This window comes from Nitrososphaerota archaeon, assembly GCA_029785825.1.
In the GTDB taxonomy this organism is placed as follows: Archaea; Thermoproteota; Nitrososphaeria; order Nitrososphaerales; family Gagatemarchaeaceae; genus UBA183.
In genome coordinates, this window is record JAFLYY010000001.1 from 428,786 (window position 1) to 453,797 (window position 25,012).

At 63.4% G+C, this 25,012-nt stretch carries 28 protein-coding genes and 1 tRNA gene; 15 read left to right on the forward strand and 14 right to left on the reverse strand.

What is annotated here, in order from left to right; all coding sequences use genetic code 11:
• Nucleotides 1-51 precede the first annotated feature (51 nt).
• The 4 genes from thpR (at nucleotide 52) to JRN21_02330 (ending at nucleotide 2,831) form a co-directional block, all read left to right on the forward strand.
• The gene (gene thpR / locus JRN21_02315) at nucleotides 52-603 is read left to right on the forward strand and encodes an RNA 2',3'-cyclic phosphodiesterase (protein ID MDG6988140.1); all 552 of its coding nucleotides are present in this window, start codon (nucleotides 52-54) and stop codon (nucleotides 601-603) included.
• Nucleotides 600-1,922, forward strand: a complete 1,323-nt coding sequence (cca, locus tag JRN21_02320; protein MDG6988141.1) for a CCA tRNA nucleotidyltransferase — start codon at nucleotides 600-602, stop codon at nucleotides 1,920-1,922. The genes thpR and cca overlap by 4 nt, the downstream gene beginning before the upstream one ends.
• A complete protein-coding gene (locus tag JRN21_02325) occupies nucleotides 1,903-2,667 on the forward strand; it encodes a serine/threonine protein kinase (protein MDG6988142.1) in 765 nt (254 codons plus the stop codon). The genes cca and JRN21_02325 overlap by 20 nt, the downstream gene beginning before the upstream one ends.
• Nucleotides 2,668-2,733: 66 nt before the next feature.
• Nucleotides 2,734-2,831 (forward strand) — tRNA-Pro (locus tag JRN21_02330).
• Between the two features lie 165 nt (nucleotides 2,832-2,996).
• Here JRN21_02330 and JRN21_02335 read toward each other — a convergent pair.
• The 3 genes from JRN21_02335 to JRN21_02345 all read right to left on the reverse strand — a co-directional run bounded on the left by JRN21_02335 (nucleotide 2,997) and on the right by JRN21_02345 (nucleotide 6,601).
• Entirely contained in the window at nucleotides 2,997-5,633 is a 2,637-nt protein-coding gene (locus tag JRN21_02335; protein ID MDG6988143.1) for a pyruvate, phosphate dikinase, read from the reverse strand.
• 75 nt (nucleotides 5,634-5,708) lie between these two features.
• A complete protein-coding gene (locus JRN21_02340) occupies nucleotides 5,709-6,221 on the reverse strand; it encodes a GNAT family N-acetyltransferase (GenBank protein MDG6988144.1) in 513 nt (170 codons plus the stop codon).
• Between the two features lie 65 nt (nucleotides 6,222-6,286).
• A complete protein-coding gene (locus JRN21_02345; GenBank protein MDG6988145.1) occupies nucleotides 6,287-6,601 on the reverse strand; it encodes an SHOCT domain-containing protein in 315 nt (104 codons plus the stop codon).
• A gap of 173 nt (nucleotides 6,602-6,774) precedes the next feature.
• On the opposite strand from JRN21_02345, the gene JRN21_02350 reads away from it, so the two are divergent.
• Nucleotides 6,775-7,203, forward strand: a complete 429-nt coding sequence (locus JRN21_02350) for a PadR family transcriptional regulator (protein MDG6988146.1) — start codon at nucleotides 6,775-6,777, stop codon at nucleotides 7,201-7,203.
• On the opposite strand, the gene JRN21_02355 is transcribed toward JRN21_02350, so the two are convergent.
• The gene (locus tag JRN21_02355; GenBank protein MDG6988147.1) at nucleotides 7,115-7,570 is read right to left on the reverse strand and encodes a hypothetical protein; all 456 of its coding nucleotides are present in this window, start codon (nucleotides 7,568-7,570) and stop codon (nucleotides 7,115-7,117) included. The genes JRN21_02350 and JRN21_02355 overlap by 89 nt on opposite strands.
• A gap of 65 nt (nucleotides 7,571-7,635) precedes the next feature.
• On the opposite strand from JRN21_02355, the gene JRN21_02360 reads away from it, so the two are divergent.
• On the forward strand, nucleotides 7,636-8,157 hold the full coding sequence (locus JRN21_02360; GenBank protein ID MDG6988148.1) for a flavin reductase family protein: 522 nt from the start codon (nucleotides 7,636-7,638) through the stop codon (nucleotides 8,155-8,157).
• Between the two features lie 106 nt (nucleotides 8,158-8,263).
• On the opposite strand, the gene hpaD is transcribed toward JRN21_02360, so the two are convergent.
• Both hpaD and hpaB read right to left on the reverse strand, forming a co-directional pair.
• Complete coding sequence (hpaD, locus tag JRN21_02365; GenBank protein ID MDG6988149.1) at nucleotides 8,264-9,262, reverse strand: 3,4-dihydroxyphenylacetate 2,3-dioxygenase; 999 nt, start codon at nucleotides 9,260-9,262, stop codon at nucleotides 8,264-8,266.
• Nucleotides 9,263-9,266: 4 nt separating this feature from the next.
• Nucleotides 9,267-10,715: a 4-hydroxyphenylacetate 3-monooxygenase, oxygenase component gene (hpaB, locus tag JRN21_02370; protein MDG6988150.1), complete on the reverse strand. Its 1,449-nt coding sequence runs from the start codon at nucleotides 10,713-10,715 to the stop codon at nucleotides 9,267-9,269.
• Nucleotides 10,716-10,815: 100 nt separating this feature from the next.
• Between hpaB and JRN21_02375 the strand changes: the two genes are divergently transcribed.
• Nucleotides 10,816-12,045, forward strand: coding sequence for an MFS transporter (locus JRN21_02375; protein MDG6988151.1), 1,230 nt, complete (start codon nucleotides 10,816-10,818; stop codon nucleotides 12,043-12,045).
• On the opposite strand, the gene JRN21_02380 is transcribed toward JRN21_02375, so the two are convergent.
• Nucleotides 12,025-12,930, reverse strand: a complete 906-nt coding sequence (locus tag JRN21_02380; protein ID MDG6988152.1) for a fumarylacetoacetate hydrolase family protein — start codon at nucleotides 12,928-12,930, stop codon at nucleotides 12,025-12,027. The genes JRN21_02375 and JRN21_02380 overlap by 21 nt on opposite strands.
• A gap of 54 nt (nucleotides 12,931-12,984) precedes the next feature.
• On the opposite strand from JRN21_02380, the gene JRN21_02385 reads away from it, so the two are divergent.
• On the forward strand, nucleotides 12,985-13,731 hold the full coding sequence (locus JRN21_02385) for an acetoacetate decarboxylase family protein (GenBank protein MDG6988153.1): 747 nt from the start codon (nucleotides 12,985-12,987) through the stop codon (nucleotides 13,729-13,731).
• An 81-nt stretch (nucleotides 13,732-13,812) separates the two neighbouring features.
• Here JRN21_02385 and JRN21_02390 read toward each other — a convergent pair whose 3' ends face one another.
• The 3 genes from JRN21_02390 to JRN21_02400 form a co-directional block, all read right to left on the reverse strand.
• Nucleotides 13,813-14,082 (reverse strand): hypothetical protein, encoded by a 270-nt coding sequence (locus tag JRN21_02390; GenBank protein MDG6988154.1) that lies wholly within the window; start codon nucleotides 14,080-14,082, stop codon nucleotides 13,813-13,815.
• A gap of 177 nt (nucleotides 14,083-14,259) precedes the next feature.
• Nucleotides 14,260-15,384: a saccharopine dehydrogenase NADP-binding domain-containing protein gene (locus tag JRN21_02395; GenBank protein ID MDG6988155.1), complete on the reverse strand. Its 1,125-nt coding sequence runs from the start codon at nucleotides 15,382-15,384 to the stop codon at nucleotides 14,260-14,262.
• Between the two features lie 61 nt (nucleotides 15,385-15,445).
• The gene (locus JRN21_02400) at nucleotides 15,446-16,726 is read right to left on the reverse strand and encodes a M20/M25/M40 family metallo-hydrolase (protein MDG6988156.1); all 1,281 of its coding nucleotides are present in this window, start codon (nucleotides 16,724-16,726) and stop codon (nucleotides 15,446-15,448) included.
• A 227-nt stretch (nucleotides 16,727-16,953) separates the two neighbouring features.
• Here JRN21_02400 and JRN21_02405 point away from each other — a divergent pair, with 227 nt between their 5' ends.
• The 6 genes from JRN21_02405 to JRN21_02430 all read left to right on the forward strand — a co-directional run bounded on the left by JRN21_02405 (nucleotide 16,954) and on the right by JRN21_02430 (nucleotide 22,021).
• The gene (locus tag JRN21_02405; protein MDG6988157.1) at nucleotides 16,954-17,460 is read left to right on the forward strand and encodes a PadR family transcriptional regulator; all 507 of its coding nucleotides are present in this window, start codon (nucleotides 16,954-16,956) and stop codon (nucleotides 17,458-17,460) included.
• A 25-nt stretch (nucleotides 17,461-17,485) separates the two neighbouring features.
• The gene (locus JRN21_02410; GenBank protein ID MDG6988158.1) at nucleotides 17,486-19,555 is read left to right on the forward strand and encodes a heavy metal translocating P-type ATPase; all 2,070 of its coding nucleotides are present in this window, start codon (nucleotides 17,486-17,488) and stop codon (nucleotides 19,553-19,555) included.
• Nucleotides 19,552-19,833 carry a hypothetical protein gene (locus JRN21_02415; protein ID MDG6988159.1) on the forward strand — a complete coding sequence of 94 codons (282 nt, stop codon included), beginning with the start codon at nucleotides 19,552-19,554 and terminating at the stop codon, nucleotides 19,831-19,833. The genes JRN21_02410 and JRN21_02415 overlap by 4 nt, the downstream gene beginning before the upstream one ends.
• Nucleotides 19,830-19,976: a YHS domain-containing protein gene (locus tag JRN21_02420; GenBank protein MDG6988160.1), complete on the forward strand. Its 147-nt coding sequence runs from the start codon at nucleotides 19,830-19,832 to the stop codon at nucleotides 19,974-19,976. Before JRN21_02415 ends, JRN21_02420 begins: the two co-directional genes overlap by 4 nt.
• Nucleotides 19,977-20,067: 91 nt before the next feature.
• Nucleotides 20,068-21,525, forward strand: a complete 1,458-nt coding sequence (locus tag JRN21_02425; protein ID MDG6988161.1) for an NADP-dependent malic enzyme — start codon at nucleotides 20,068-20,070, stop codon at nucleotides 21,523-21,525.
• A gap of 34 nt (nucleotides 21,526-21,559) precedes the next feature.
• Complete coding sequence (locus tag JRN21_02430) at nucleotides 21,560-22,021, forward strand: GNAT family N-acetyltransferase (GenBank protein MDG6988162.1); 462 nt, start codon at nucleotides 21,560-21,562, stop codon at nucleotides 22,019-22,021.
• On the opposite strand, the gene JRN21_02435 is transcribed toward JRN21_02430, so the two are convergent.
• The 3 genes from JRN21_02435 to bcp form a co-directional block, all read right to left on the reverse strand.
• On the reverse strand, nucleotides 22,018-22,170 hold the full coding sequence (locus JRN21_02435; GenBank protein MDG6988163.1) for a hypothetical protein: 153 nt from the start codon (nucleotides 22,168-22,170) through the stop codon (nucleotides 22,018-22,020). The genes JRN21_02430 and JRN21_02435 overlap by 4 nt on opposite strands.
• A gap of 67 nt (nucleotides 22,171-22,237) precedes the next feature.
• The gene (locus tag JRN21_02440; protein ID MDG6988164.1) at nucleotides 22,238-22,993 is read right to left on the reverse strand and encodes a hypothetical protein; all 756 of its coding nucleotides are present in this window, start codon (nucleotides 22,991-22,993) and stop codon (nucleotides 22,238-22,240) included.
• 10 nt (nucleotides 22,994-23,003) lie between these two features.
• Nucleotides 23,004-23,471, reverse strand: coding sequence for a thioredoxin-dependent thiol peroxidase (bcp, locus tag JRN21_02445; GenBank protein ID MDG6988165.1), 468 nt, complete (start codon nucleotides 23,469-23,471; stop codon nucleotides 23,004-23,006).
• 149 nt (nucleotides 23,472-23,620) lie between these two features.
• Between bcp and JRN21_02450 the strand changes: the two genes are divergently transcribed.
• Nucleotides 23,621-24,466, forward strand: a complete 846-nt coding sequence (locus tag JRN21_02450) for an amidohydrolase (GenBank protein ID MDG6988166.1) — start codon at nucleotides 23,621-23,623, stop codon at nucleotides 24,464-24,466.
• Here the strand turns inward: JRN21_02450 and JRN21_02455 are convergent.
• Nucleotides 24,463-24,813: a DUF2203 domain-containing protein gene (locus JRN21_02455; protein ID MDG6988167.1), complete on the reverse strand. Its 351-nt coding sequence runs from the start codon at nucleotides 24,811-24,813 to the stop codon at nucleotides 24,463-24,465. The two genes, JRN21_02450 and JRN21_02455, sit on opposite strands and share 4 nt — an antisense overlap.
• Nucleotides 24,814-25,012: the final 199 nt, after the last annotated feature.

A 25,012-nucleotide genomic window follows, 5' to 3' on the forward strand; every position in this document is an offset into this window, starting at 1 on the left:
CTGGGCCGGACCAAAAGCGAATTTAAAGGAACCACGCGGGAGCGAAGGAAGATGCGGGCTTTCGTCGCCTTGGAGCTCCCCGGCGCGGTGGTCGAGTCCCTTGTCCGGTTCCAGGATGAACTGGCCCGCACAGGGTCAGACCTGAGGCTAGTCGAGAAGGAGAACCTGCACTTCACGGTGAAGTTCCTCGGCGAGATCTCCGACTCCCAAGCCGCCCAGGCGGCCGCGGCGCTCGGGTCGCTGAGGCTGAAGGCGGTCGACGTCACGGTATCGGGGGCCGGCGCCTTCCCGGACGCCAGGAGGCCCCGCGTGGTGTGGGCCGGGGTCGCAGAGGAAGACAAGCGGGCTGTCGAGCCGCTGGCCCGGGCGGTGAGGGAGTCGCTCGAGGGGATCGGAGAGAGGGACGATAGGCCGTTCCAGGCCCATGTCACCCTGGCCCGGGTCCGGTCGCCAAGGAACTCGCACGAGCTCGAAGCCCTCCTCAGGGAGAACTCGATGCGGAGCTTCGGGCAGGCAAGGCTCGGGGAGCTCAAGCTGAAGTCCAGCCGGCTGACCCCCAGGGGGGCGGTCTACAGCGACATCGGGGTGTTCCCCCTAGGTTGACCGCCGTCGGGACCGTGATCGGTAGGGCGAGGCGCTTAGCCGTCCCCTCGGACGAGGAGACGGGCCGCGTGAAGGGCGTGGCCGACGCCGTCCTCTCCAAGACCAGGGACGCCGCGGCCAGGTTCCCCCAGACTAGAGGAGTCCTCCTGGGCGGGTCGTTCGCCAAGGGGACCTGGGTGACTGGGCACGTGGATCTCGACGTGTTCGTCCGCTTCGACCCCTCCACCCCGGAGGGGGAGTTCGAGCGCATCGGGCTGGAGATAGGCGCCGCAGCCACGGCAGGCCACCCGCGGGGGAAGAAGTTCGCTCAGCACCCTTACACGGAAGCGACGGTCGATGGGGTGAGGGTCAACATCGTCCCCTGCTTCGCCGTCTCCAGGGGGGAGTGGAAGAGTGCGGCAGACAGGTCGCCCTTCCACGTGGAGCTGATAGAGGGGCTCCCCGACGGCCAGAAGGCCGAAGTCAGGCTCCTGAAGATGTTCATGAACGCGGTGGGGGTATACGGGGCCGAAATCCAGAGGCAGGGGTTCAGCGGATACGTGGCCGAGGTGCTCGTCCTCAAGCATGGCACCCTCGCGAACGTCCTCGAGTGGTTCGGCAAGCGCGAGGTAGGGCAGGGCGGGAGGCCTTTCAGCCTCCGCGACCCTGTTGACGAGGGGAGAGACCTCGGCATAGCCGTTTCCGGGGAGAGCTTAGGGAGGATGGTGCTCGCTTCCAGAGAGTTTCTAAGGCGTCCCGGGATGGGGTTCTTCCGAGCGATGCCAGGGAGAGCCCGCGCAGATCTGCGCAAGGACGTGATTGCCGTCGTCTTCGCTCACGCGAAGCTCTCAGAGGACACCCTCTGGGGGGAGCTCAGGAAGACCTCGAAGCACATCGTCAGGCACCTGGAGGTCTCAGGGTTCAAGATAGCGAGGTCGATGGCGGCGTCTGACAACGAGCGCGCGAGCGCCATCTTACTGGTCCCGGAGTTCACCCAGCTCCCGAAGGTCGAGCAGAGGGTGGGCCCGACAGTGGACAGGGAGCGGGACGTGGGGTCCTTCCTCAAAGCGAACTCCAGGCGCTCGAGGCTGGTCTGGGTGGACGACGACGCGAGGGTACGTATGCTGGTGCCGAGAGACCACACCCAGCTGACCGAGCTGCTGGCCGACGCCGTCGGGGGGAGCTCGGGTCCGGTCGGGGCGTCGCGCGAGCTGGAGGCGGGGATGAAGAAGAGCGCGAAGGTCCTCCAGGGAAAGGCGCTGCTCCAGGCGTCAAGGTCGAAGGAGTGGCTGAGGGACGGTATCAGGGAGATCACCACCGATGCAGTCGGAACGCGCTGACCTGGACCTCGTCACGAAGGTCCCCTACCTCCGGGTGCTCACCTACCCCAAGGTCTCGAACGAGTTGGCGAAGGTGAGGGTCGCAGAGCTGAAAAGCCTCGGGGTGGAAGAGGTGGTGTTCGAAGGCCGTACGAGGATAGGCAGCTTGGGGGTCCTGGGGCTCGGTACCGTGGGGGTGGTGGTCAAGGTTCGGGTCGGGGGGGCGTACTTCGCGCTGAAGATCCGGAGGGCCGACGCCAACCGGCCGGACATGGAAGACGAGGCCCGAGTCACGTCTCTGGTCAACCGGGTCGGAGTGGGCCCGGAGGTCTACGCCCACACCCGTGACGCCATCCTCATGAAGCTCCTGGAGCCACTGGAGATCGGGGAATGGCTCAAAGGGGTCCGGGGGGGAGGGAGTCGGGAGAAGGCGAGGGAGCTGGTGCACTCGCTTCTCAACCAGTGCCGGAAGCTCGACATAATGGGGGTGGACCACGGGCAGCTCAGCAACCTCAGGAAGCATGCCGTGGTCGCCGAAGGGAAGCCCTGGATCCTGGACTTCGAATCGGCCGGGACCTCGCGGAAGCCGAGGAACGTCACCACCGCGGCCCAATACCTCTTCGTAGGGGGGGTGCTCGCCCCGGCCATGAGGCGGGCCCTAGGGGTCAGGGACACCGCCGCGCTGAAAGCTCTCCTCGGCGAATACAAGAGGGACCAGTCGGACTACCGCTACTCGAAGGTGCTCGAGCACCTCAGGCTGGCGTAGCTGGGCGGGACCCGTTGGAAGGCGCGCTCAAACTTTAAACTGACTCTAGGTTTGGCCCGCACTTGAGGGGTCGTAGTGTAGCTTGGTCCAGCATACCAGTGTGAATGACCTTCACGGTGAGCCTGGGGCGCTGGCGATCGCGAGTTCAAATCTCGCCGACCCCACTCAAGATTAAGCCTGGTGCGGGAGCATCAGGGCCCTGGAGGGGAGCAGATCGGGCCTGAGCTTGGGCGCTCCGGTCCGGCGGATTGGGAACCTTTCTGACGCCAGCCAAAGGATGACCAGCGCTCTCGGCGGATCACGCCTCATACCGCGGACTGGGGCTCCGCTTAGACGGTGGTGGCTCTCGTCTTCTCCGAGAGGGCTGCGTGGGCGGCTGCGAGCCTTGCCACGGGGACCCTGAACGCGGAACAGCTCACGTAGTCCAGTCCAGCCTCCGCGAAGAACGCGATGCTCTTCGGATCTCCTCCGTGCTCCCCGCATATCCCCACCTCGAGCTCCGGATCCACCTTCCTTCCCTCTTCGACGGCTAGCTTCACGAGCCTCCCTACCCCCGCGACGTCGACCGAGTCGAAGGGGCTCTGGGGGATTATCCCCATCTCGATGTACTTCGGTATGAACTTGGCTTCCACATCGTCCCTGCTGAACCCGAAGGTCGTCTGGGTCAGATCGTTGGTCCCGAACGAGAAGAAGTCGGACTCCTTCGCTATCTCCCCAGCTGTCAGGGCAGCCCTGGGGGTCTCGATCATGGTCCCCACCTGGTAGCCCACTCTGGCCCCGAGCTCGTTGAACGCCGCCTCCGCCGCGGACTCTACGACCTTCCTAAGGATGCTGAACTCCTCTACGCTGGAGACCAGGGGGACCATGACCTTCAACTTCGCCCTTTCCTTCTTCTCCCTGTCCAGCTCGACCGCGGCCTGAACGATAGCCTTCGTCTGCATCTCGTATATCTCGGGGTAGGTGATTGCGAGCCTGCACCCCCTGTGCCCGAGCATAGGGTTGTGCTCGGCCAGCTGCCTCACCCTGTTGAGCATGTTTTCCACCCTTGCGACGTCCTCCGGAGGTGCCCCCTTCTCCTTCATCGACTGCATGTCGAGCATGAGGTCTTCAAGCGGCGGGAGGAACTCGTGGAGCGGAAGGTCGAGGAGCCTGACGACGACAGGCTTCCCTCCCATGGCGGCGAAGATCCCCTTGAAGTCAGACAGCTGGAACGGGAAGAGCCTGTAGAGGTGCTTCTTCCTCGCGTCCTCATCCCTGCTCATTATCATGTCCCTGACTATGGGGAGCCTGTTGGGGGCGTTGAACATCCTCTCTGTCCTGCAGAGGCCTATCCCTCCGGCCCCGAACTCACTCGCCTTCTGGGCAGCCTCGGGGGTGTCCGCGTTCGCCCACACGCCTATCTTCCTCACTTCGTCCGCCGTCTTCAGCAGGGCCACGAGCTCGGGAGAAGGCTCCGGGTCGACCATCTTCACCTCGCCGCGGTAGACCATCCCGGTGGTGCCGTCTATGGTGACCGTCTCCCCCTTGGCCACCCTCTCGCCGGACTTCGTCACGAAGAACCCCTCGTCCATGAAGATGTCTATCTCGCTGCAGCCTACCACCGCCGGCTTCCCCATCCCGCGCGCGACGACCGCCGCGTGGCTTGTTATCCCCCCTCTGGCGGTGAGGACCGCCTGAGCCGCGATGAGCCCCTTGATGTCCTCGGGGGTCGTCTCCGGCCTGACCAGGATTATCTTCTTGCTCCCTCCGACGGCCGCCGCTTCGTCCGTGTCGAAGACCACTTCTCCAGAAGCAGCCCCGGGCGACGCGTCCAGCCCCTTGGCCACCGGCTTGTCTTCGACGGACGGGTCGAGCCTCCGGTGCAGGAGCGCCTCGAGAGCATCTGGTTCCACCCTGGCGACCGACTCCCGTGGCGATATGAGCCCCTCCTTGGCCATGTCCACAGCTATCTTCACCGCAGCCTGGGCGGTCCTCTTCCCGTTCCTGGTCTGAAGGGTGTAGAGCCTCGACTCCTCCACCGTGAACTCAAGGTCTTGCATGTCCTTGAAGTGGGCCTCGAGCTTCTTGGCGACGTCCTGGAGCTGCGCCCTGACGTTGGGGTGCATCTTGTCTATCCCGACGGGGGTTCTCACACCTGCGACGACGTCCTCTCCCTGCGAGTTCGGCAGGTACTCTCCGAAGAGCCTGTTCTCCCCGGTGGACGGGTTCCTCGTGAACCCGACCCCGGAACCTGAGGTCTCTCCGAAGTTCCCGAAGACCATGGCCTGCACGTTGACGGCGGTCCCCAGGGACTCGCTGATGCGATAGTATCTCCGGTACTCCTTGGCCCTGTCGTTGTTCCATGACCTCAGCACGGCTTCCACGGCCATCTCAAGCTGGACGTAGGGGTCCTGGGGGAACTCCTTCCCGGTCTGGCTCCTGATTATCGACTTGAACTCCTCGGCAACATCCTTCAGCTCCTCTGGGGTCAGCTCGATGTCCATCTTCACACCGGCCTTCTTCTTGCGCTCCTCGAGGACCTGCTCGAAGTCCTCGGCGTCCGCTCCCATGGCTATCTTGCCGAACATCTGGATGAGCCTCCTGTAGGAGTCGAAGGCGAACCTCTCGTTCTTCGTCAGGACCGCCATCCTCTCTGCCGTCCTGTCGTTGAGGCCGAGGTTCAGGATGGTGTCCATCATCCCGGGCATCGAGAAGGGGGCGCCCGACCTCACGGAGAAGAGGAGGGGCTTCCCCTCTCCGCCGAACACCTTCCCCGTCTGGGCCTCCACTTCTTTGACCTTGGCGCGAATCTCTTCGAAGAGCCCGTCCGGCACCTTCCCCCCGGCGCTATAGTACTGCTTGCAGACGTCCGTGGTGATCACGAATCCGGGCGGGACAGGGAGCCCGAGCGAAGTCATTTCGACCAGCCCGTACCCCTTCCCTCCGAGCAGGAACTTGTCCCCCCCGAGCGCGTCTTTGAACAGCATGACCCTCTGAGGCAAGGCAGGACTCGGGTCTGCCTCCCATCTGCCAGGATATATCTGTGAAGTGCCGAATGCTTTCTACGCTGAGCTTGGCCGCCTTCCATCTCGGAGAGGGGTTTTCGGGACGCGCCTCAGCCCCTCCCCGTCGAGCCGGTAGACGTACCACTCGGACAGCCGTCTGGCGCCGAGGCTCTCGTAGAACCCGAGCGCCTTCTCGTTCCAGGCAAGGACTGACCACTCCATGCGCCCGCACCCCTGGGCGATGGCTTCGTCGACGCACCTCCTGAAGAGAGCGAGGCCGACCCCGCGCTTCCTTTGCTCCTCGCGCACGAAGAGGTCCTCCAGGTAGAGGGTCGGTCTGGCCAAGAATGAAGAGTAGGAGTAGAAGTAGAGGGCATAGCCGACCAGCGCGCTCCCCTCCGAAGCTACGAACAGGCGGACGCGCTTCCTCACGAACACGTCCTTCAGTATCCTCCGCTTTGCCGCCTCTGACGGAGGCGTCAGCCGCTCGAACTCGGCGAGTGACCTCAGCAGCTTCAGGAACTGGGGGGAGTCCGACCTCCTCCCTTTCCGTATCTGGACGGCGGGCACGGCACTGATGGCCGCCTGGCAGGCGCAATAAATCGGTTGAGAGTCGAAAAGAGCGTGGCCAGGAGCTAGTGCTGCTCCAGGTCCCTCATCATCTGGTCGAATTGGTCCTTCGTGATCTCGCCCTTGGCGTACCTCTGGCGGAGGATTTCGCGGGCGTCCCCGTAGCCGTAGCCGTAGCCGTGCCTCCAACCCCGTCCTCCCCATCCCCAGAACACGAACCGGAAGACGAAGAAGACGAAGATGATGAAGAAGATGGACCCGAACGGGAAGAACCACCAGCCGTAGAACGGCGCCCCGTAATAGGTCATCATCGGGGCGTAGGGTCTGAAGAAGAAGGAAGCGGCCAGCGCAACAAGCACGATCGCAGCGAACGCGACCAAGAGCCATGCGAAGGCGTGCCTGCCCCTGACGTGACCACTGTCGTACGTCGATTGCGTCTGTTCACTCCTCCTTGGCCAGGGGCTCTGGCGGCGGTCTCTTAAGCGTATCGAAATACCAAAATGGAATATCAGAAAGATATTCCTATAAGCGCCTCTCCCGACGAGGCGACTCGATGTGGCCGTTCAAGTTCGCCATGGGGAGACGGCGGAAGCGCGGGCTTCCGCACATGGTGATGTATCTGCTCTCGTCTTCCCCCAAGAACGGCGTCGAGCTCATGGACGGTGTCCAGTCCATCACCCGCGGCTGGTGGCGCCCCACTCCTGGCTCGATCTACCCACTGATGAAAGAGATGACCGACCAGGGGTTGGTGAGGAAGCTGGATGACGGACGATTCGAGCTGACGGCGAAGGGGAGGTCAGAGGCTGGCGGCTTCGGTCCGGGCCCCCAGCGTCCTCAGACCATGGACGACGCACTGGGACAGGTCCAGAGCCTGGTTTCGTACATGGAAGACCTCAAGCGTTCGGGGAGGGAACCGCTGGGAGACCGTTCTGACAGGCTGAAGGACCTGGCGAAGCGTCTGTCCGACCTCCAGGAAGGGTAGGGGCTCCCACTCCGTGCAGCTCCTTCCCGACCTCCTCCACCATCTCCTCCCCCTCCCTCATGACCGCTCCCAAGAAGGGACCGAACAGGAACAACAGCGCCGTGATGACCGTCCCCACTGAGATGAAAGCGAGGACGGACGAGAAGATCTTTCCGGCCGGGTCGCTGACCAGGAGGTTGCTCGGGGGCCCCTGCCCCGTCGCTATGAAACTGGTGAAGTAGAACGAGTCGAGCAGGGTCCACCCCTCTATGAAGTGCATCGTCACCGTCCCCACGACCTCTACCCCGACGATGAGCGCAAAGGAGTACGCAGCCCTGACCCAGAACGACTTCGGTACCCTCCTCCGCCTCGGTGCCTTCGCGTTCAAACGGCTGCTCTAGTGCCGTCCCTGCCAACGTTTTAAACAGCACAGGAGGGCGAGGTGAGACCGGTTTGGAAGGGGACATACAAGCCGGCCTGAAGCACGCCATGAGGGTCTACCCCCAGGGGGTCACGGTGGTCACCGCCGGAGGCAGGGGAGGCCCCGTGGGCCTTACCGTCAGCTCCTTCACCAGCGTGTCGCTGGACCCACCTTTGGTCCTCGTCTCCATAGCCAAGAGCTCGGGGGTGTATGAAGAGCTGAAGGGAGCGCAGGCGTACGCAGTGAACTTCCTCGCTGACGACCAGAAGACCGTGTCCGACCGGTTCGCCGGGAGGACGGGCGGGAAGGACAGGTTCGAAGGGATACGGTTCGCCAGGGGGGCGACGGGTTCCCCCGTCATCGCAGGAGCGCGGGCTGTCTTGGAGTGCAAAGCCTGGAAGCTCTATGACGGCGGAGACCACTCCCTGTTCGTCGGAGAGGTGGTGGCCGCCAGGACCCTCAACTCGAAGAGGCCGTTGGTGTACTATTCCCAGCAGTACACCACCACGGAGCACATAGAGTACCCCGCCCCTCCCTCCGACATAGTCTGGTAGCCTTCGGCGCCGTTTCTCCGTGTCTTCGAAGATCTCTCCACACGTGGCCTTGCTTTCAGCGCAAGGTTTCTCCCCAGCGATGGTTGTGCCACGGGATGCCTGGGGGTCAGCGCGCGGAGAGGAGGTAGTCGGGCCTGTCTTTGGTGACCGGCGCATGGACCTCCTCGAACCCCCCTGACTCCGACTTCACGGGCATCGCCTCGTTGAACCAGCTTTCGGGGGTCGGCGCGCCCCAGAACGTCTGCCTCTGCGGGTCGTTCAGCTTCCACCTGATGGGGACCCAGTCCGGGTCCGCGCTGATGTAGTCTCCCGTGTAGAGCTCTATCCTGTTCCCGTCCGGGTCCCTCAGGTAGAGGAAGAAGGCGTTGGAGACCCCGTGCCTCCCAGGGCCCCGCTCCACGCTCTTCAGGTACCCCATGGATGCCAGGAGGTCCGCGGCGTCCATGATGGAGCTCCTGTCTGCCACGGTGAACCCCGCATGGTGGACCCTGGGTCCTTTTCCTGTGGTGAGGGCAATGTCGTGGCAGGTGTGCTTCCTCCTCAGCCAGGCCGCCCAGAGCTCCGGCTTCGACCCCTCCGTCTCGGTCACCTCGGTGCACCCGAAGCCGAGGGAGTCCACATACCAGGCGTATGCGGAAGCCGCGTCAGGGAGCATGACGTTGAAGTGGTCGAGCCTCATCACCTTCGCCCCCCGGTAGCTCTCGAACTTCTGGAGCATCCATTCCTCCCCCGTCATCTTGGAGTAGAACTCCACGGGGAACCCGAACTGGTCCCTGACGCGCAGCGCCCTCCCCTGGCCCCTCTCCTCTTCCGCTTCGACCCACCTGGAGCCGAGGCCCTTCGACCTCGCCAGCTTCTCGATGGCCTTCAGCCCCTCTTCGCTGGATACCCTGAACGCGAAGTGCCCGACACCAGGTTTCTCCGCCTCCGTCAGGGTCAGGCAGTGATGGCTCCTGTCCTCAAGGCCCCGGAGATAGACGTGCCCTGAATCGGACTCGGTCACCACGAAGCCCAGCGCATCCACGTAGAACCTCTTCGCCGCGTCGAGGTCCTTCACCAGGAACTCTATGTGCCCCGCCTTGACGATGTCGAACCCGGGGTCCAAAGCGTCAGTCCTTCCTGTGGAGCAGCTCTTTCACCCGTTCCTTGTACGGCTCCTTGTTGTACCAGCCGTAGTAGGCGCTGGCCATCCTCACGGGGTCCCCGAAGAAGAACCTCTCGTAGAGGTCCTGCCTCCCCCCGAACGAGCTCCCGGACGCGTCCCAGGCCAGCTTGAAGAGGCGTATCCTCTCCTCGCCGTCTGCAAGCTTCGCCTGGTAATACCGGTCCACGTCGGGCCTTGCCGGCGATCTCATTATCTCTTCAGGAGGGATGGCCATGAGCCCGCTCGCTCCCAGCAGCTTCAGCATCGAAGCCATGGTTGGGGCGATCCTCGGCCACAGGTTGCGGGCCGAGTTGAGTGGGACGTAGTCTGGAGTCATAAGCCCCCACCTGCTCGCGCTCGCGTTCCCCTCGCTCGCTCCTAGGAATGCCTTCATCGTTTCAGCGATCAGAAGTATCTCGGAGACCTTCTCCTGCACCTGGGGGAACTGGTCAGCCCCGATCGTCTCGGCCACGAGGGTCGCCAGGCCCGCCATGAACTCTGCCTTGGATGCCTCCCGCACCGTGGCCTGGTGCGCCATGAAGGCTATCGCGTCCGTGGCTTCGCTCACCCGGTTTGCTTTCTCGGGGTCTTCGAGGATGAACACCCTCTCCCATGGGACCACAACGTCGTCAAAGACCACGACCGCGTCCTGCTCGTCGAACCGCGACGCGAGGGGGTGGTCGTACGCCGACTCCGAAGCGAACGACTCCCTGCAGATGAACTTCAGCCCCCTGGCGCTCACGGGGAGCGCGAAGGCTACGGAGTATGGCATGTCGTCCTGCCCCGACCTTATCACGGTCGACGGGAACACCATGATCTCGTCGGCGATGGGGAGGGTAGCGAGCATCCTCGCCCCCCTTATCACGACCCCTTCCCCTGTCTTTTCCACCACCCTTGCCGCGATGAACGGGTCGGCCTGCTTGGACGGCCCTACGCTCCTGTTGGCCTGAGGGTTGATCAGCGTGTGCGTCAGGAGCAGGTCGTTCTCTCTGATGTGCTCATAGTAGTTCCTGACGTTGGAGGCGTAGTCCCTCCCGTCCTTGCCGAAGAAGTCAGCCGCGGCCGCCATGGCCATCATCGAGCTGTTCAGGTAGTCTGCCGTCCTCCCCATTATCCCCCCTGAGTAGTCGGCCCAGGCCTTCATCATCCGGGTTCTCTGCGCCAGCTCTTCCTTGGTGTGCGGCTGCATGTAGCTCGTTCCAACGGGCTCCCCCGTCTTCGGTGACTCGTACGTCATGAACCCCTTCAGGTCGGGCTTGAGCTGCATGTCGTATAGGGCCGCGATGGACCTCGCGACCCCTCTGAACGCGGGGTGTTCTGACACCCCGCCTGTGATCTTCTTGTCGCCGTACCAGATTTCACGGGGTGTCGCGTCGAGCTTTTCCAGGAACTCCCTGCCGCTTCTCGCTCCCATCTGTCCTACGTCTCGCGCTCTGCGGGAATCTAATTGAACTTTGTGAGGCGGCCGGGATGATTCTTAAACTGTCGATGATGACGGGGCGAAATCTCAGTTGTTGACGGACTCCCCGCAGGCGCCCACCTCAGCGGAATCTCCTCACCGTCGGCGGGCCCTCCTCGTCCTCTCCCTGTACCAGATGCTGTCCAACAACAGGTCCAGCCTCTTCACGGTCTACTTCGTCCTCTATGTCGTCCAGAGGGACGGGGTCTCGGTGGCCGCCGGTCTCGCCGCCTTCTCTGCCGCCTACGTAGCTTCCAGCCTGGCTGGCCCTTTCGCCGGTCGGCTCTCCGACAGGCTCGGACGGCGCAGGCTGGTGCTCATCCTGTCGGAGGTCTCCTCTCTCCCCTTCTTCGTCCTGATACCTTTCGTCGGCGGATTCCTCGGCGTAAGTCTCTTTTTCCTCGCGGGAGAGACACTCCTCTCGTTGGGGGGAGCGGCTCTCCAGGCGTACGTGGCTGACGTCACTTCTAACAGAGAACGGGGGAGGGGATACGGTTTCATCAGTGCGGTCGGGGCGCTGGGATCTGTAGCCGGGGTCCTGTCAGCCGGGCTCGTGGCAGAGTGGTTCGGCCTCGACTCGATCTTCTACCTCGTAGGGTTCTTCATCGTCGCCGACCTGACGCTGCTCGTGTTCGCGCTCCCAGAGAGCAGGGTCCTCGCGGCGGCGAAGAGGAGGCCCCTGGGCGAGATGAAAGGGGTCGTGGTCTTCGCGCTGGCTACCTCCATCAGGACCCTGGGGACCGGGGCCGTGACCGCCTTCATAGGGACGTACGCCTACTTCCTCGGAGCCGACCCCCTCGAGGTGAGCCTGGTGGCTGTCGCTGGGATGGCGACCACCGTCCTGCTCGGGACCAGGCTAGGGGGGAAGGTCGACTCCATAGGCGAGATACGGGGATACCTGTACGGGACGTTGGCGGTCGGAGCCTCGCTCGCGCTGTTCATAGTCGCGGGGACCTGGTCGGAGCTCTTGCCTGGCAGGGTGATCTATGCCGCCGGGTTCGGGCTCCTGAGCCCGGCCATGCTCAGCTGGGTCTCAAAGAGCGCGCCCCCTGGGAGGACGGCCGAATACCTCGGGGTCTTCTCCCTGGTCAACTCGACCCTTTGGAGCCTGGGGCCGATCCCCGGTGCTGTGGTGGTGAGATACTTCGGGAGCCTCGGGCTCTTCGTGTTCGCCATCGGCGCTACGCTGGCTTCGGTCGTGGTGGTCTACGCCCTTTACCCCACCAAGAAGTCTCAGGCTGGGCTCGGCGCGCCCGTGGGGGCCTCACCCGTCGATGCGGGGTGAAACGGGGTTGACCAGCTTGCCTATCCCTGAAATCTCCAACTCTAGGACGCCTCCTCTATCAGGGAGTAGATACTCCGTAGGGTCCATCTCTCCGAGAGCTTCCCTGGTCCAGCCTACGCTGCCGCATGACAGGACGTCGCCCGGCTCCAGGGTCAGGAACCCCGAAACATAGGACGCTATGGCCGCCGGGCCGAAAAGGTACTCTGAGGTGGAGCCTTCCTGCACCAGGGTCCCGTCGAACCTCGTCGTCATTCCGAGCCCTCTCAGGTCCTCGATCTCGTCAGGGGTCATCACCCAGGGCCCCATGGGGCAGAACCCGTCGTGGTTCTTGGAACGGAAGAGCGGGCCCCTCATCGTCGCCTTCCGTATCGCCCCCGAGCCCCTGTCCCGCCTGTACGCTTCGTAGGCGTCGGCCCGCGAGTCGGCCGGAGCCGTAACGTCGTTCAGGACGGTGTACCCAAAGATCGCGGACGCTGCCTCCTCCTCTGTGGCCCTCGAGATCCTCTTCCCAACCACGGCTGCGAGCTCCACCTCCGGCCTCACGCCTCCCAGGGGTGCCGCTATCGTCGCCCCGGGGCCCACCACGGTGCTCGGGGCCTTCATGTCCAGCCTCGGCCACTCGAGCCGGACGTCGCTGCCGCCGAGCATCGCCTGGGTGTTGACTATAGCAGCCAGGATCTTCCCGGGCCTGGGGACAGGCGCCATCAGGCGGACTTCGCTCAGCCTGTGCCTCAGACCCCCCTTCTCGACCTTCCTCGGGTCCGTCCCTGACTCGACCACTGAGCCGACGCTCCGGTGGCCCCTGACCTCGATGACATCGGGGCCTTCGACAACCCCTGCCCTGTATCCAGAGCTCCCCGGAGGTTCGTAGGTGCAGAGTCGCAACGGGCCCCGAGCGCGTGCCCAACCCTTTTTACCCTTTGGACCTCCGAGGGCGCTGTGCTCGACCACCCGCTCGTCCCCGGCCCTGACTCGGCCGTCGAGAAGGGCCCCTGGCACTATGGCGCGGACTACGTCACGGTGTACTTCAGAGGGGAGAGAGACGCCCTTTCTGACCTCCTCCCAAAACCATTCGAGGTGGCCGATGGGACCTGCATGGGGTACGTCTGCGAGATAGTGTCGGTGGCCGAGTCTGCCGCAGACATGGCCGCATATCGCCCGGACAGGACCGTCTACGACGAGGCGGCGGTCGGGGTGAAGTGCACCTACAAGGGGCGGACGGGGGTCTACTTCCCGGTGATGTGGGTCACCACCGAGTGGTCCCTATTGAGGGGGCTCCTGAACGGCTACCAGAAGAGGCTCGCGGACAAGATCTCGATGACGAAGCTCCACCCGCTCAACCCAGGCATGAAGGGGGTCGCGGCCGGGAGCAGGTTCGGGGGGTTCTGCATGAAGGGGCCGGAGCAGACCATCTCCCTCCAGGTGCAGGTCGAGAGGGAGGTCGCCCCCGACGCGCTCCCGAAGTTCGGCGCTACCTTCGGGACGAGGAGGTATCCGAAGACGGACGAGAGCCAGGGGACCGTCGACGAGCCCGTCGAGATCGCAAAGGCGAACTCCAGGGTGTCTGACGCGTGGGTCGGGACCGGCTCGCTGAAGACGACCCTCGGGGTGGGAAAGATAGAGCCCGTCTCGGGCGCGGTCTACCGGAGCGGGTTCACGATCCTGGGCTCGAAGGTCCTGCGGTAGGCCCCTCGCCTGAGCCCGAACCTGCCAAGTTGACGGTTGAACGGGCGATGTCATGAGGTGTCAAAGATCGGTTGACGCTTGTCAGTAGGGCTGTGAAGGACCGCCAGCAGGGAATGGGTGTTCGCTTGGATTGCAGCCAAAGCTCAGTCCGAACCAGTAAGGCGAGTACACAGTCCCAACGCCTATGGTCGCACATCCGAACGACTGATAGACCTGGTATCTCGGCGCGTTAGTGGAACAGACGAGGGGAGAACAGGCCGCCGTTTCCTGATACACTATCGGAGCCATGAAGAAGACCGCCAAGACAACAGCCGCGGCGACGCCGATTCCCACCTTGGTGACGCATCTCACGCCAAGCGGACGCGGAAGCGCCCTAGTTTAGCCCACTGTTCAGAACGCCCGACTGGAGCGTCCTGGACTACGGCCTACTTGTCTTCCCTCTCAACCTTGACTCCGGCACGTTGCGCGGAGCACGTGAAGAGATGACGAGCGCAGACCGCATGCCGGAGAAACCGGTCCTCCGGGCCACTAGCGCCCTTTCTTGATCTGGACCCCCCTCTGATGCAGCTCACTCAGAAGGGTCCGCACCAGCTTCCCGGTGACAGCCCTCTCTGGAGGTATCACCCCCTCCCCCTGGACCTCCCCTTCCCCGAGCATCTGCGTGACGATGGAGCCCGTATAGGCCGTGGTCTTCCCCATGGAGGTCACCCCGTTCGCCTCGTCGTACCTGTCGACCATGTCATAGACGATGCTCCCCTTCCTCCCTTTCGCGATGACGCGCATGACGGTTATGTCCTTAGGCTCCCCCTCGGAGAGCTTCTTGCCCAGCACTGCCCAGGACACCTCGAGCGGAGACGCCTGCGCCTCCCCTGCCCTGACCTTCTCTCGTGAGAAGTAGCCTGACTCCTGGAGCAGCTTCATCTTCTCCGCGTGTCCCGGCCACCTGAGAGTTATCTCGTCGAGGACTCTCATCCCCCTCATGGTGTAGACGAGGCTGGCGAGGCCGTCCGTGCAGAACCCCTCCAGGGTCCCGATGGGGGGCGGGAACTCGTAGGTGTCGACCGTGTCGAAGGGCCTTACCTTCACCATCTTCCCTCCCCTGAACACCCTGGCGTCGTCGGTGTACTCCCTCAGCAGCCCCACGATGGAGAAGACCAGCTTGTATCCGTAGGGGGGGAGAGGCTTCTGGGGGATCCCTCCGACGAGGATATGCCCTTCATCGCCGCCGCCGAGCTCCTGGAGGGCGTCCGTCAGGAGTATCCCCCCGAGTCCGGGGGCGACGCCGCACCCCGGGATCAGCGTCGCGCCGGTCTTCCTCGCCTCCCCGTCGAGCGCCATCTGCTCGTCCTCGAAGGCTATGTTCACCATCTTCGTCCCTGCCTGGACCGCAGCCAGGTCTGACAGGTGCACTATCCCATGAGGGAGCGCCGACGCAGCGGCGTCGAACCGCTTCAGAAACGAGACCACCTTGCTCTTCTCCCTGATGTCCAAGAGCTCGACCCTGAGCTTCTTCCCTGGCGAGCGCTTCTTCAACGCCCGCAGACGCTCTTCGTCTACGTCGGCGACCACGACCTCGTCGACCCCCTCAGACCTGGAGAGGTCCCAGCCGATCACGGACCCCATCAGCCCGGACCCCAGCACCGCTGCCTTCATGGCTCGCTGGTCCTCGGTGCGCGGTTATTGAGCTGAGCGGAGAAGCCGCGAAGAGGCGGACCTAGGCGGGCGCCTGGGCGGCGAAGATCTCCATGGTCTCCGCTATCCAGATCATCCCCTTCCTCAGGTTCTCCAGCTTGAGGTTCTCGTTGGGAGCGTGTATCCCTCCGTCAGTCGCGGACACGCCGATGTCTACCGACGGCATCCCATACCTCCTGGTGAACAGGTAAAGGGGGCCCGTCCCCGGGGAGCCAAGCTCGACCACGGGCTTCCTGCCGTACGTCTTCTCGGCAGCCACTATCGCCGCCTGCGCGAAGGGGTCCTTGTAGGACGTCCTGGCTGCCGGCTCCATGCTCTCCTGTTTGATCTCCACGTCGGCGAAGCCCTTGTCGTCCAGATACTTCCTCAGCTTCTTCAGAAGCTCATCCGGGTCCTGCTCCGGGACGAGCCGAAAGTCCATCTTCACGTGTATCTCCTTCGGGAGGACGGTCTTCGACCCGGGCCCGGTGTACCCCGCCCAGATGCCCGCGATGTTCCCCGTGGGCCTCTGCACGAGCGCCTTCTTCGCAAGTTCGTCCTCCATCCCCCCGGTGAACTTCTCCGCGGCATAGTTCTTCCTGTAGCCGTCTCCGTCGAAAGGCATCTCGTTCAGTACGGAGAGCTCGTCTTCAGCCAGGTTGGTCACCCCGTCGTACCACCCGGGGACGAGGATCCTCTCGTCTTCGTCCTTGAGGATGTTCAGCAGCCTGACCATCCTCCAGGGGGCGCTCGGCAGTATCGCAGCGAGGCTGCTGTGGGCGTCCTGCGAAAGCGACTTCAGCGTGAGCTCGACGTAGATCATCCCCTTCACCCCGAGGGTGACCGTGGGGGTCCCGGCGGAGTCGACTGTCCCGTACTCCCAGATGACGGCGTCTGCTTCAAAGAGCTCGGGGTACTTGGAAATGTAGTCTCCCAGGTGGCCGCTCCCGACCTCTTCCTCCCCTTCGAAGCAGAACTTCACGTTGCAGGGGATGTCCCCGTCCGCCTTCATGAACGACTCCACTACCTTGAGCCTGGCGACCAGCTCCCCCTTGTCATCGGAGACCCCCCTCCCATAGATGACCCCGTCCCTGATCTCCGGCTTGAACGGAGGAGACTTCCAGAGCTCCAGCGGCTCCTCGGGCTGGACGTCGTAGTGGTTGTAGAACAGCAGCGTCTTGCCTGGCTTCTTGGAGCGGATCTCCCCGAAGACCAGTGGGGCGACCCCGTCCAGCTTCAGGACCTTCGTCGTGGCTCCTATCTCCTTCAGCATCTTCTCGACCAGGACAGAGCATTCCGCTACGCCCTCGTTCCTCGCGGACACGCTCCTCTGCGACGCGAGGCGGACCACTTCATCGGCGAAGGCGTGGATGTTGTCGCCTACGTACCGTCTGAAACCTTCGCTTACCAGCCCTCGAACACCTGCGGGTGGCCCCCACGCATGCGGAGATAAAGGTTGGAGCCGGCAAAGAAGACTACAGCCGGGTCCGCATGTGGCCGGAGAGCCCCTCCTGCACCCTTAAATCCCGATATGTCTGCAGGAGATATATCTTGAGGAATGCTATGCCGGCCGGAAAAGGTCGCCAGGTCCCGGCAGCCAGGGGCTCGCCTCTCCGCTTCGATGGAGGGTCGCTCCTGACGGACTTTTCCAGGTTCTATGTCCTCCTCCTGCTCTACGAGGGGGGGAAGCACGGTTACGAGATAATGTCCAGCATCGAGCAGAGGCTCGGTCGGACCGCGAGCCCCGGCATGGTGTACCCGTTCCTCCGGCTGCTGGAGGGGCAGGGGTACGTCTCGCGCAAATCGGTGACCGTCGGCCGCAAGGCGAGGAAGGTGTACTCCCTCACGCAGCAGGGGAGGGCTTTCTGCGACAGGCTCTTCGGTCAGTTCGCGGGAATCGTGTCAAGCGCCATCGAGCCTACCCTGCAGGTGTGCGCCCACTGCGGGTGCAGGGTCTACAAAGACGCCCACCTGGAGGAGGTCGGAGGGAAGGAGCTCGCCTTCTGTTGCAGGTCCTGCGCGAGCACCTACGTAAGAGAAACGGGGAGGGGAAGGTGACACGGCCACAGACCCGGTCTGCGGCATGTACGTCGAGGAGTCCCCCGGAGCCCTGCACGCCGAGGTGAACGGGAGGACCTACTACTTCTGCGCCGAGTCGTGCCTCCGGACGTTCATCGCGCCGACCCTCGAGCTCAGGTCCCTGAAGAGGGACATCGCCCTCGGATTCGCCCTCGGCATCCCAATCCTGGCCCTGACGTACCTTACCGTCTTCCCTGCGGGGTTCCCCACAGGTCTGCTCCTCCTCGCGCTGGCGACCCCGGTCCAGTTCATCGCAGGCAGGAGGTTCTACGAAGGGGCGTGGAACGCGATCAAGATGCGCTCCTCTAACATGGACACCCTGGTCGCCGTGGGGACCTCAGCGGCCTACTTCTACAGCCTCGTCTTCGTCCTCTTCCCGGCCGAGTTCCCCTATGGGGGGCTCTTCTTCGACGCCTCTTCCCTCGTGGTCGCCCTCATACTGGTCGGGAGGCTGCTGGAGCAGACGGTCAAGGTGAGGGCCAACGGCGCCATGATGAAGCTGGGCGAGCTGCAGCCGAGCACCGCGACGGTGATCGGCCCCGACGGGGGCGAGGTTGAGACCCCGGTCGAGAAGGTGGCGGTGGGCGACCTCTTCCTCGTCCGTCCCGGGGAGAGGGTGGCGACGGACGGTGTGGTAGTCGAGGGGCGCTCCTTCGTCGACGAGAAGATGATCAGCGGCGAGAGCATCCCCGTGGAGAAGTCCGCAGGGAGCCAGGTGACCGGCGCTACCGTCAACGGCTCTGGGGCGCTGAGGGTGAAGGCGACCAGGGTAGGGGCTGACACCACCCTATCTAGGATAATCCAGATCGTCCAGGACGCCCAGAGCACCAAGGCCCCGGTGGAGCGCCTCGTGAACACCGTGGCCGCTTACTTCGTCCCGATAGTGGTCGCGGTCTCTCTGGCCTCTTTCGCGCTCTGGGTGTCCGTGGGCGGCAAGTCCGTCAGCTTCGCGTTCACCGCGGCGGTCGCCGTCCTGGTGATCGCCTGCCCCTGCGCTCTGGGCCTCGCCACCCCTGCGGCCATCGCTGTCGGCGCCGGAAAGGGGGCCGAAAACGGGATACTGATCAGGGGAGGGGAGTACCTGGAGCGGACGCAGAAGATCGACACCGTCGCCTTCGACAAGACAGGGACTCTCACAAGGGGAGAGCCTGAAGTGACTGACGTCATCGCCGTGGAGGGGGGAGACCCCAAGGAAGTAGTCAGGCTGGCAGCCGCGGCCGAGCGGAGCTCGGAGCACCCGCTCGCTTCCGCCGTCCTCAGGAGGTACGCCTCCGACTTTCCAGGAGCGCCCTTGCCAGACTCCTCGGCCTTCCAGGCCCTCCCTGGCCTCGGGGTGAGCGCGTCGTATTCTGGGAAGCGACTTCTGGTGGGGAACCTTCAACTCCTCCGAAAGAGCGGAACAGCAGTAGGAGAGGAGCTTTCGAGGAGGATGGATGTCCTTCTCAGCCAGGGGAAGACCGTCGTACTGCTCGCCCAGAACGGGGCGCTGAAGGGGGTCGTCGCTGTGGCGGACGCCGTAAAGCCGTCAGCCAGGGAGGCCATCTCAGGCCTCCAGAAGATGGGGCTCGAGACCGTCATGATAAGCGGGGACAACCAGACCACCACCGCGGCGATAGCGAAGGAGCTCGGGATTGGAAGGTATTTCGCAGAGGTCCTCCCAGAACAGAAGGCGTCGATAGTGAAGATGCTCCAGGAACAGGAGCGGAGAAAAGTCGCCATGGTGGGAGACGGGATAAACGACGCTCCGGCGCTGGCGCAGGCCTACGTAGGCATAGCCATAGGCTCCGGGTCGGATGTGGCCGTGGAGACGGGAGGGCTGATACTGATGAGGGACGACCCCCGGGACGTGGTCGCCGGTATACAGCTCTCGAGGAAGACGATGTCGAAGGTGAAGCAGAACCTCTTCTGGGCCTTCGTCTACAACGTGGCCCTGATCCCGGTGGCTGCCGGGCTCCTCTACCTCCTCGTCGGGGTCCTCCTCAACCCGATCCTGTCGGGGGCCGCAATGGCGATGTCGTCCGTCACCGTAGTCACGAACTCGCTCACCCTGAGGAGGTTCAGACCGAAGCTTTGAGCGGGCTCCCGACGAAGACGGCCACCGCGAGGTTCTCCGTCTCGAGCGTGAGCTGCGTCGCCTGCACCCCTGCCTTCAGGAAGGGGCTGTCGCGGTCGGAGGGCGTCCTGGACGTAAGAGAGCTGCCGATGCTGAACATGGTCGTGGTCGAGTTCGACCCCGCCAGGACGGACGAGGCGAAGATAAGGAGGGAGGTCGAAGCCGTGTCAGCGAAGGCAGGGTTCAAAGGGAAGGTCATCTTCCCGGGCAAGAAGAAGGAGGTGATTACGAAGCGATGACAGCCGTGGATCCCATCTGCAGGATGAAGGTCGACGAGAAGGGAGCGAAGTTCACCTCCAGCTACGACGGGAAGGCCTACTACTTTTGCAGCTCAGGGTGCAAGAGGACCTTCGACAACGACCCGAAGAAGCACGCCGACTGAGCCCTCCGGACGCCTCTGAGCCCGGTTGCCAACCGTGAGAATCGCACCCCGGGCTTAAAGGGGGTGCGGAGCCGTTCTGGTCGGAACCCCAATGGAGCCCCGACTTGGCGCCGAGACGGGCCCGCGTGGTACCCGCCGCTCTGTCCGGACGGGGCCCCCCGAAGGATGCGCCTCCGCCGCAAGGACAAAAATAGCCGGCCGCAGGCAGCCCGCTCCCTTGCCGAAGAAGGCCACGGAGGACGAGTTCTCGAGGAGGGCCCTCGGGTATTCGAAGTTCTACGGCGGTAAGGTGGGGTTCGCCCCCAAGGTCCCCGTGAGGTCTCTCGATGACTTCTCCATCTGGTACACGCCAGGGGTGGCCGCCGTCTCCAAGGCCATCCAGGCCGAACCAGGGCTCTCCTTCGAATACACGGGAAGGTGGAACACCATCGCCATAGTGTCCGACGGGAGCCGGGTCCTCGGCCTGGGGAACATAGGACCGGAGGGGGCCCTCCCGGTCATGGAAGGGAAGGCACTGATATACAATTACCTCGGCGGCGTGAACGCCATCCCGCTCCCCGTGAGGACCAAGACGGAGGAGGAGCTGATCTCCATCGTGAAGGCGCTCGAGCCTTCCCTCGGCGGGGTCAACCTGGAGGACATCGAGTCCCCGAAGTGCTTCGAGGTCCTGGACCGGCTGCGGGCGGAGATGGAGATCCCTGTCTGGCACGACGACCAGCAAGGGACCGCAGGGGTGACGCTCGCGGGGCTCTTCAACGCCCTCGAGGTCACCGATCGGAAGCTCGCGGGGACGAGAGTGGTCCTGTGCGGGTCCGGGGCAGCAAACGTAGCCACGGAGCGGCTCCTGGTCGAAGCGGGCTCCGACCCGAGGGACATCATAGTGGTCGACTCCAAGGGGATACTTCACCCGGAAAGGGAGGACATCGACCAGCTCATGCTGAAGAACAAGTGGAAGTACGAGATCGCCATCCGCACCAACGGGGACAGGGTCACCGGAGGGCTGAAAGAAGCGCTCCGGGGGTCCGACGTGCTCGTGGCCGCCGCCCACCAGGGGCCCGCCGCCATCAAGCCAGATGAGATAGCCGTGATGAACCGGAGGTCTATCGCCTTCTTCCTTGCTAACCCTGTCCCGGAGATGCTCCCCGCGGAGGCCCACGCAGCGGGCGCGGAGGTCGTCGCGACGGGGAGGTCGGACTACCCCAACCAGGTCAACAACAGCCTCCTGTTCCCGGCGATATTCAGGGGCGCCCTGGACGTGAGGGCCAGGACCATCACAGACTCGATGGTCATACAGGCTGCGACGGAGCTGGCCGGGTTTGCCAGAGAAAAAGGGCTGAGCCCTGACTACATCATGCCCACCATGGTCCAATGGGAGGTCTACCCGCGGGTCGCGACCAGGGTAGGGCAGGCGGCGGTCAGGGAGGGGGTGGCGAGGAAGAAGCTGACTGAGGACGAGTCGATGCGCGCCGCCATGGCGACCATCGAGAGGTCGAGGAAGGTGATGAACCAGCTGAGGAGCGGGGGGCTGATAGTTGATCCGCCAGAATAGACGTAAATCGGCTGAGCTGGAAGCGGGGGCCAGGATGCAGCTAAGGCATGCCAAGAAAGAGGACCTGGACGCCATCTCAGACCTGATCGTAAGGACCAAGCGCCTGAACAACGAGTTCGACCCGCTGTTCGCCGTGGTGTCTGACGCGAAGGCCAGGGCGGAGAAGTACGTCCAGTCGACGCTCGGTGCGCCTGGACACCTCCTGCTGGTGGCCTCTGAAGGGGCCAAAGTGGTGGGGGTAATCAGGGCGGAGACGAGGGAACGGATATTCTACGAGCCCCACAAGGAGGGGCGTATCACCGACTTCTACATTCTCCCCGAGTACAGGCGCAAGGCGCTCGGTCACGAGATGCTGGAGAAAGCGTCAGCCGAGCTGAAGAAGCTTGGCGTCGAGATCGTCGTGGCGGACGTCCCTGCCCAGAACGAGATAGCCAACAGGTTCTACGCCAAGCGCGGGTTCAGAGCCCTGACGCACCAGTTCGGGAAGATTCCCTAGTAGTCGAGCAGCGTACCGAGCTGTAGGTCGTCGGCTGGTCCCAGAAGCATTCCGCAGCGGTAGCATACGAAGTTGGAGCCGGTCCTGGCGGGGACGTGCTCCTGAGTCTTGAGGCAGTACGTCTCCTCAGCGACCGCTGTTAAGAGCATCAAGCGTTGGACCTGGGTTCGGATATTTAAAATTCGACAACACATCGACAGAGTTTCGACAATCGCCTTAGTATTTCTTCGTGACTATCCCCTTGAGGGTCCCTCCCCCGTTGATTTCCAGCACAGTCTCGAAGGAACGAAGGTCCTCCACGGCGAGCCCCCCGCTCGCCTCCCACTCCCTGAACGACGCGTCGTTGGAGACCTCGGCCCGGAGCCTGTGGATCGAATTCAGGGCGAACGTCCTCGCTTTGCCTGTGAGGTCCTTCCCGTCAACCACGACCTTGAGGAGGCCGGTGTCCTGGCTCTCCACCGTCACGAGCCGGGTGTACCTCTTGTAGAGCCTTCCGAGGACGAACCCGAAGACCCCTGTCCAGAGGACGAGGAATGCAGACGTCAGGGCGGAAACCTCCAGGTTGAAGAAGAAGCCGACGGGGACGAAGGTGACCAGGACGACGGCGAGCAGGGCCGCGATTATCTCACCTTTCACAGTCGGGCTCCCGGTGGGGAGGGAGTCGTAGTAGATCCCGAGGATCCCCGCAAACGCAAGGCCGACGAAAAACCCCACGAATGACCAGACGGGGACGGCGAGCGATGCCACGAGAGAGAGGCACTGCGCTGCGCTCGTGCCGTTCACGGAGGGAACGAGGGGACAGGCAGACGCCAAGGTCGTGTTCCCATAGACCGTGGACCCATGGCTCTCCACCCATGCCAGGAACTCAGACTGCAGCGCATATAGGAGGGCGACGTTGAAGATCGCCAGCCCACCGAAGTATAGGATCCCACCTAGGGTCCCTGCCTTTATCCCAGCGAAGAACGAACCCAATGCCTGTTTCCTACGACTTCAGTGCAGCCAGGACCTCCGCCTCGTGTCCCTTGGGAGATACCTTCCTGAACACTTTCTTGATCTTCCCGTCCGGCCCTATCACGAAGGTGGACCTCTCCGTCCCCATGTACTTCCGACCGTAGTTCACCTTCTCCTTCCAGGCGCCGTACAGCCCATGGACCTTCAACTCTTCGTCGCTGAGCAGCGTGAAGTTCAGCGAATATTTGTCGATGAACTTGGCGTGCGACGTGAGGGAGTCTTTGCTCACGCCTAGGACCACGGCGTCGAGCTTGTCGAACTTCGGGAGGTTGTCCCTGAAGGCGCAGGCTTCGACCGTGCACCCAGGGGTGTCGTCCTTCGGATAGAAGTAAAGAACGACCGGCTTCCCTTTGAACGAGCTGAGCCTCACGCTCCCTCCCACCGACGACGGCAGCTCGAAGTCAGGGGCGGAGTCTCCCGCTTTGAGCTCCTTTGGCATGGCCTTCATGGACCCCTCCGCTTTAAGCCGTCAGAAAAAGCTACCCATCAGTCGCTGGTGCTCGGGCATCCTGGGGTGTTGTCTCAGCCGCCGGCATCTGCGCCCGGACTCGGCAACCTTAATGCCTGGCCGGGCCACCCGTCCGTCGGTTGTCTATCGACGTCCACGTCCACCCATGGACGCGCGAGTTCATGAAGAAGAACGGCCCTATAATGAAGGCCTGCAACTTCTTCAAGCTGGACCTCGCCAGCCTGCCGAAGTCGGCCGTAGAGCTCATCGACGAGATGGACGAGGCAGGTGTTTCAAAGGCGGTCATCCTCGGACAGGACACCCATGCGACGAAGAACCCGGCGTTCAGGCACTACAGCATCAGGAACGAGGAGGTGGCCTCGCTGGCGGCGAAGTCAGGTGACAGGCTCATCCCGTTCGCGGGAGTCGACCCAAACGCGGGAAGGGATGCCGTCAGGGAGCTCAAACGGTCGGTCAGGGAGCTCGGGATGCGCGGGCTGAAAGTGCACAGCAGCGCCAACTCCGTCTACCTCAACGACAGGAAACTGATGTTCCCGATCTACGAGTACTGCCAGGAAGCGGGACTGCCGGTCCTTGTGCACACGGGGACCACGGGGCTGGGAGACACGGAGATCAGATACAGCAAGACCGAGCTGGTCGACGAGGTCTGCTCCGCGTTCCCTGACCTCAAGGTCGTGATGGCCCACTTCGGTTGGCCCTGGCCCAACGTCGCCATGGCCATCGCCCTGAGGCACCCCAACGTTTTCATCGACGTTTCCGGGTGGAAACCCAGGTACATCCCGCCGGAGATATTCCCATACCTTAACGGCATCCTCCGGGACCGTTTCCTCTTCGGGACCGACTACCCGATGCTGAGGCACAAGGAGTGGATGGAGGACTTCAGGACCACCCTGGAGAAGAGGCTGAAACCGGGGGTCGCCCAGAAACTTCTCTCGGGGAACGCGAAGAGGCTCTTCGCCCGCTAGGGCTGGATGAGCTGTAGTTTCAGCGGCTTGCGCCCCGGAAATCCTTCATGGGGGGTGTGCCAGTACGAGACCTCACGCTCTCCGTACTTCCAGCACAGCAGGACGCCTTCTCCGTACCTTTCGGCTGGAAAATCGACCAGCCCGTAGTCGAGGTCCTTCACCTCCACACCGAGATCCTCCAGCTCAGCAATCTTCCTCGTCATGTCTTCGACCAGCGCGTCGAGCTGCGCTGCCTTCTCAGCCACCTCCATCGGCCTGAACCCGATCACGTCGTACTTCTCGATCTCGCCGTGCAGCTTTGCCACCAGCCTCTTTCGCTCGACCAGCTCCTTCACCTTCGGCTTTATGTCGGAGAGGAGCTTGGAAGCCTCCTGGGGCGTGAAGAGATGCGTCTCCTGGTTTTCGAATGCCGTGGTCTAATTCGCCTCCGGCACTTTGCGCGAGAGCAATAAGAAACTTCCAACTGTAAAACTGGTGACCAAGAGAGGCTCTTCCGTTGACCCAAAGAGTCCCCATCGAACGCGGTCCGGGCTCCGCATCTCCGGC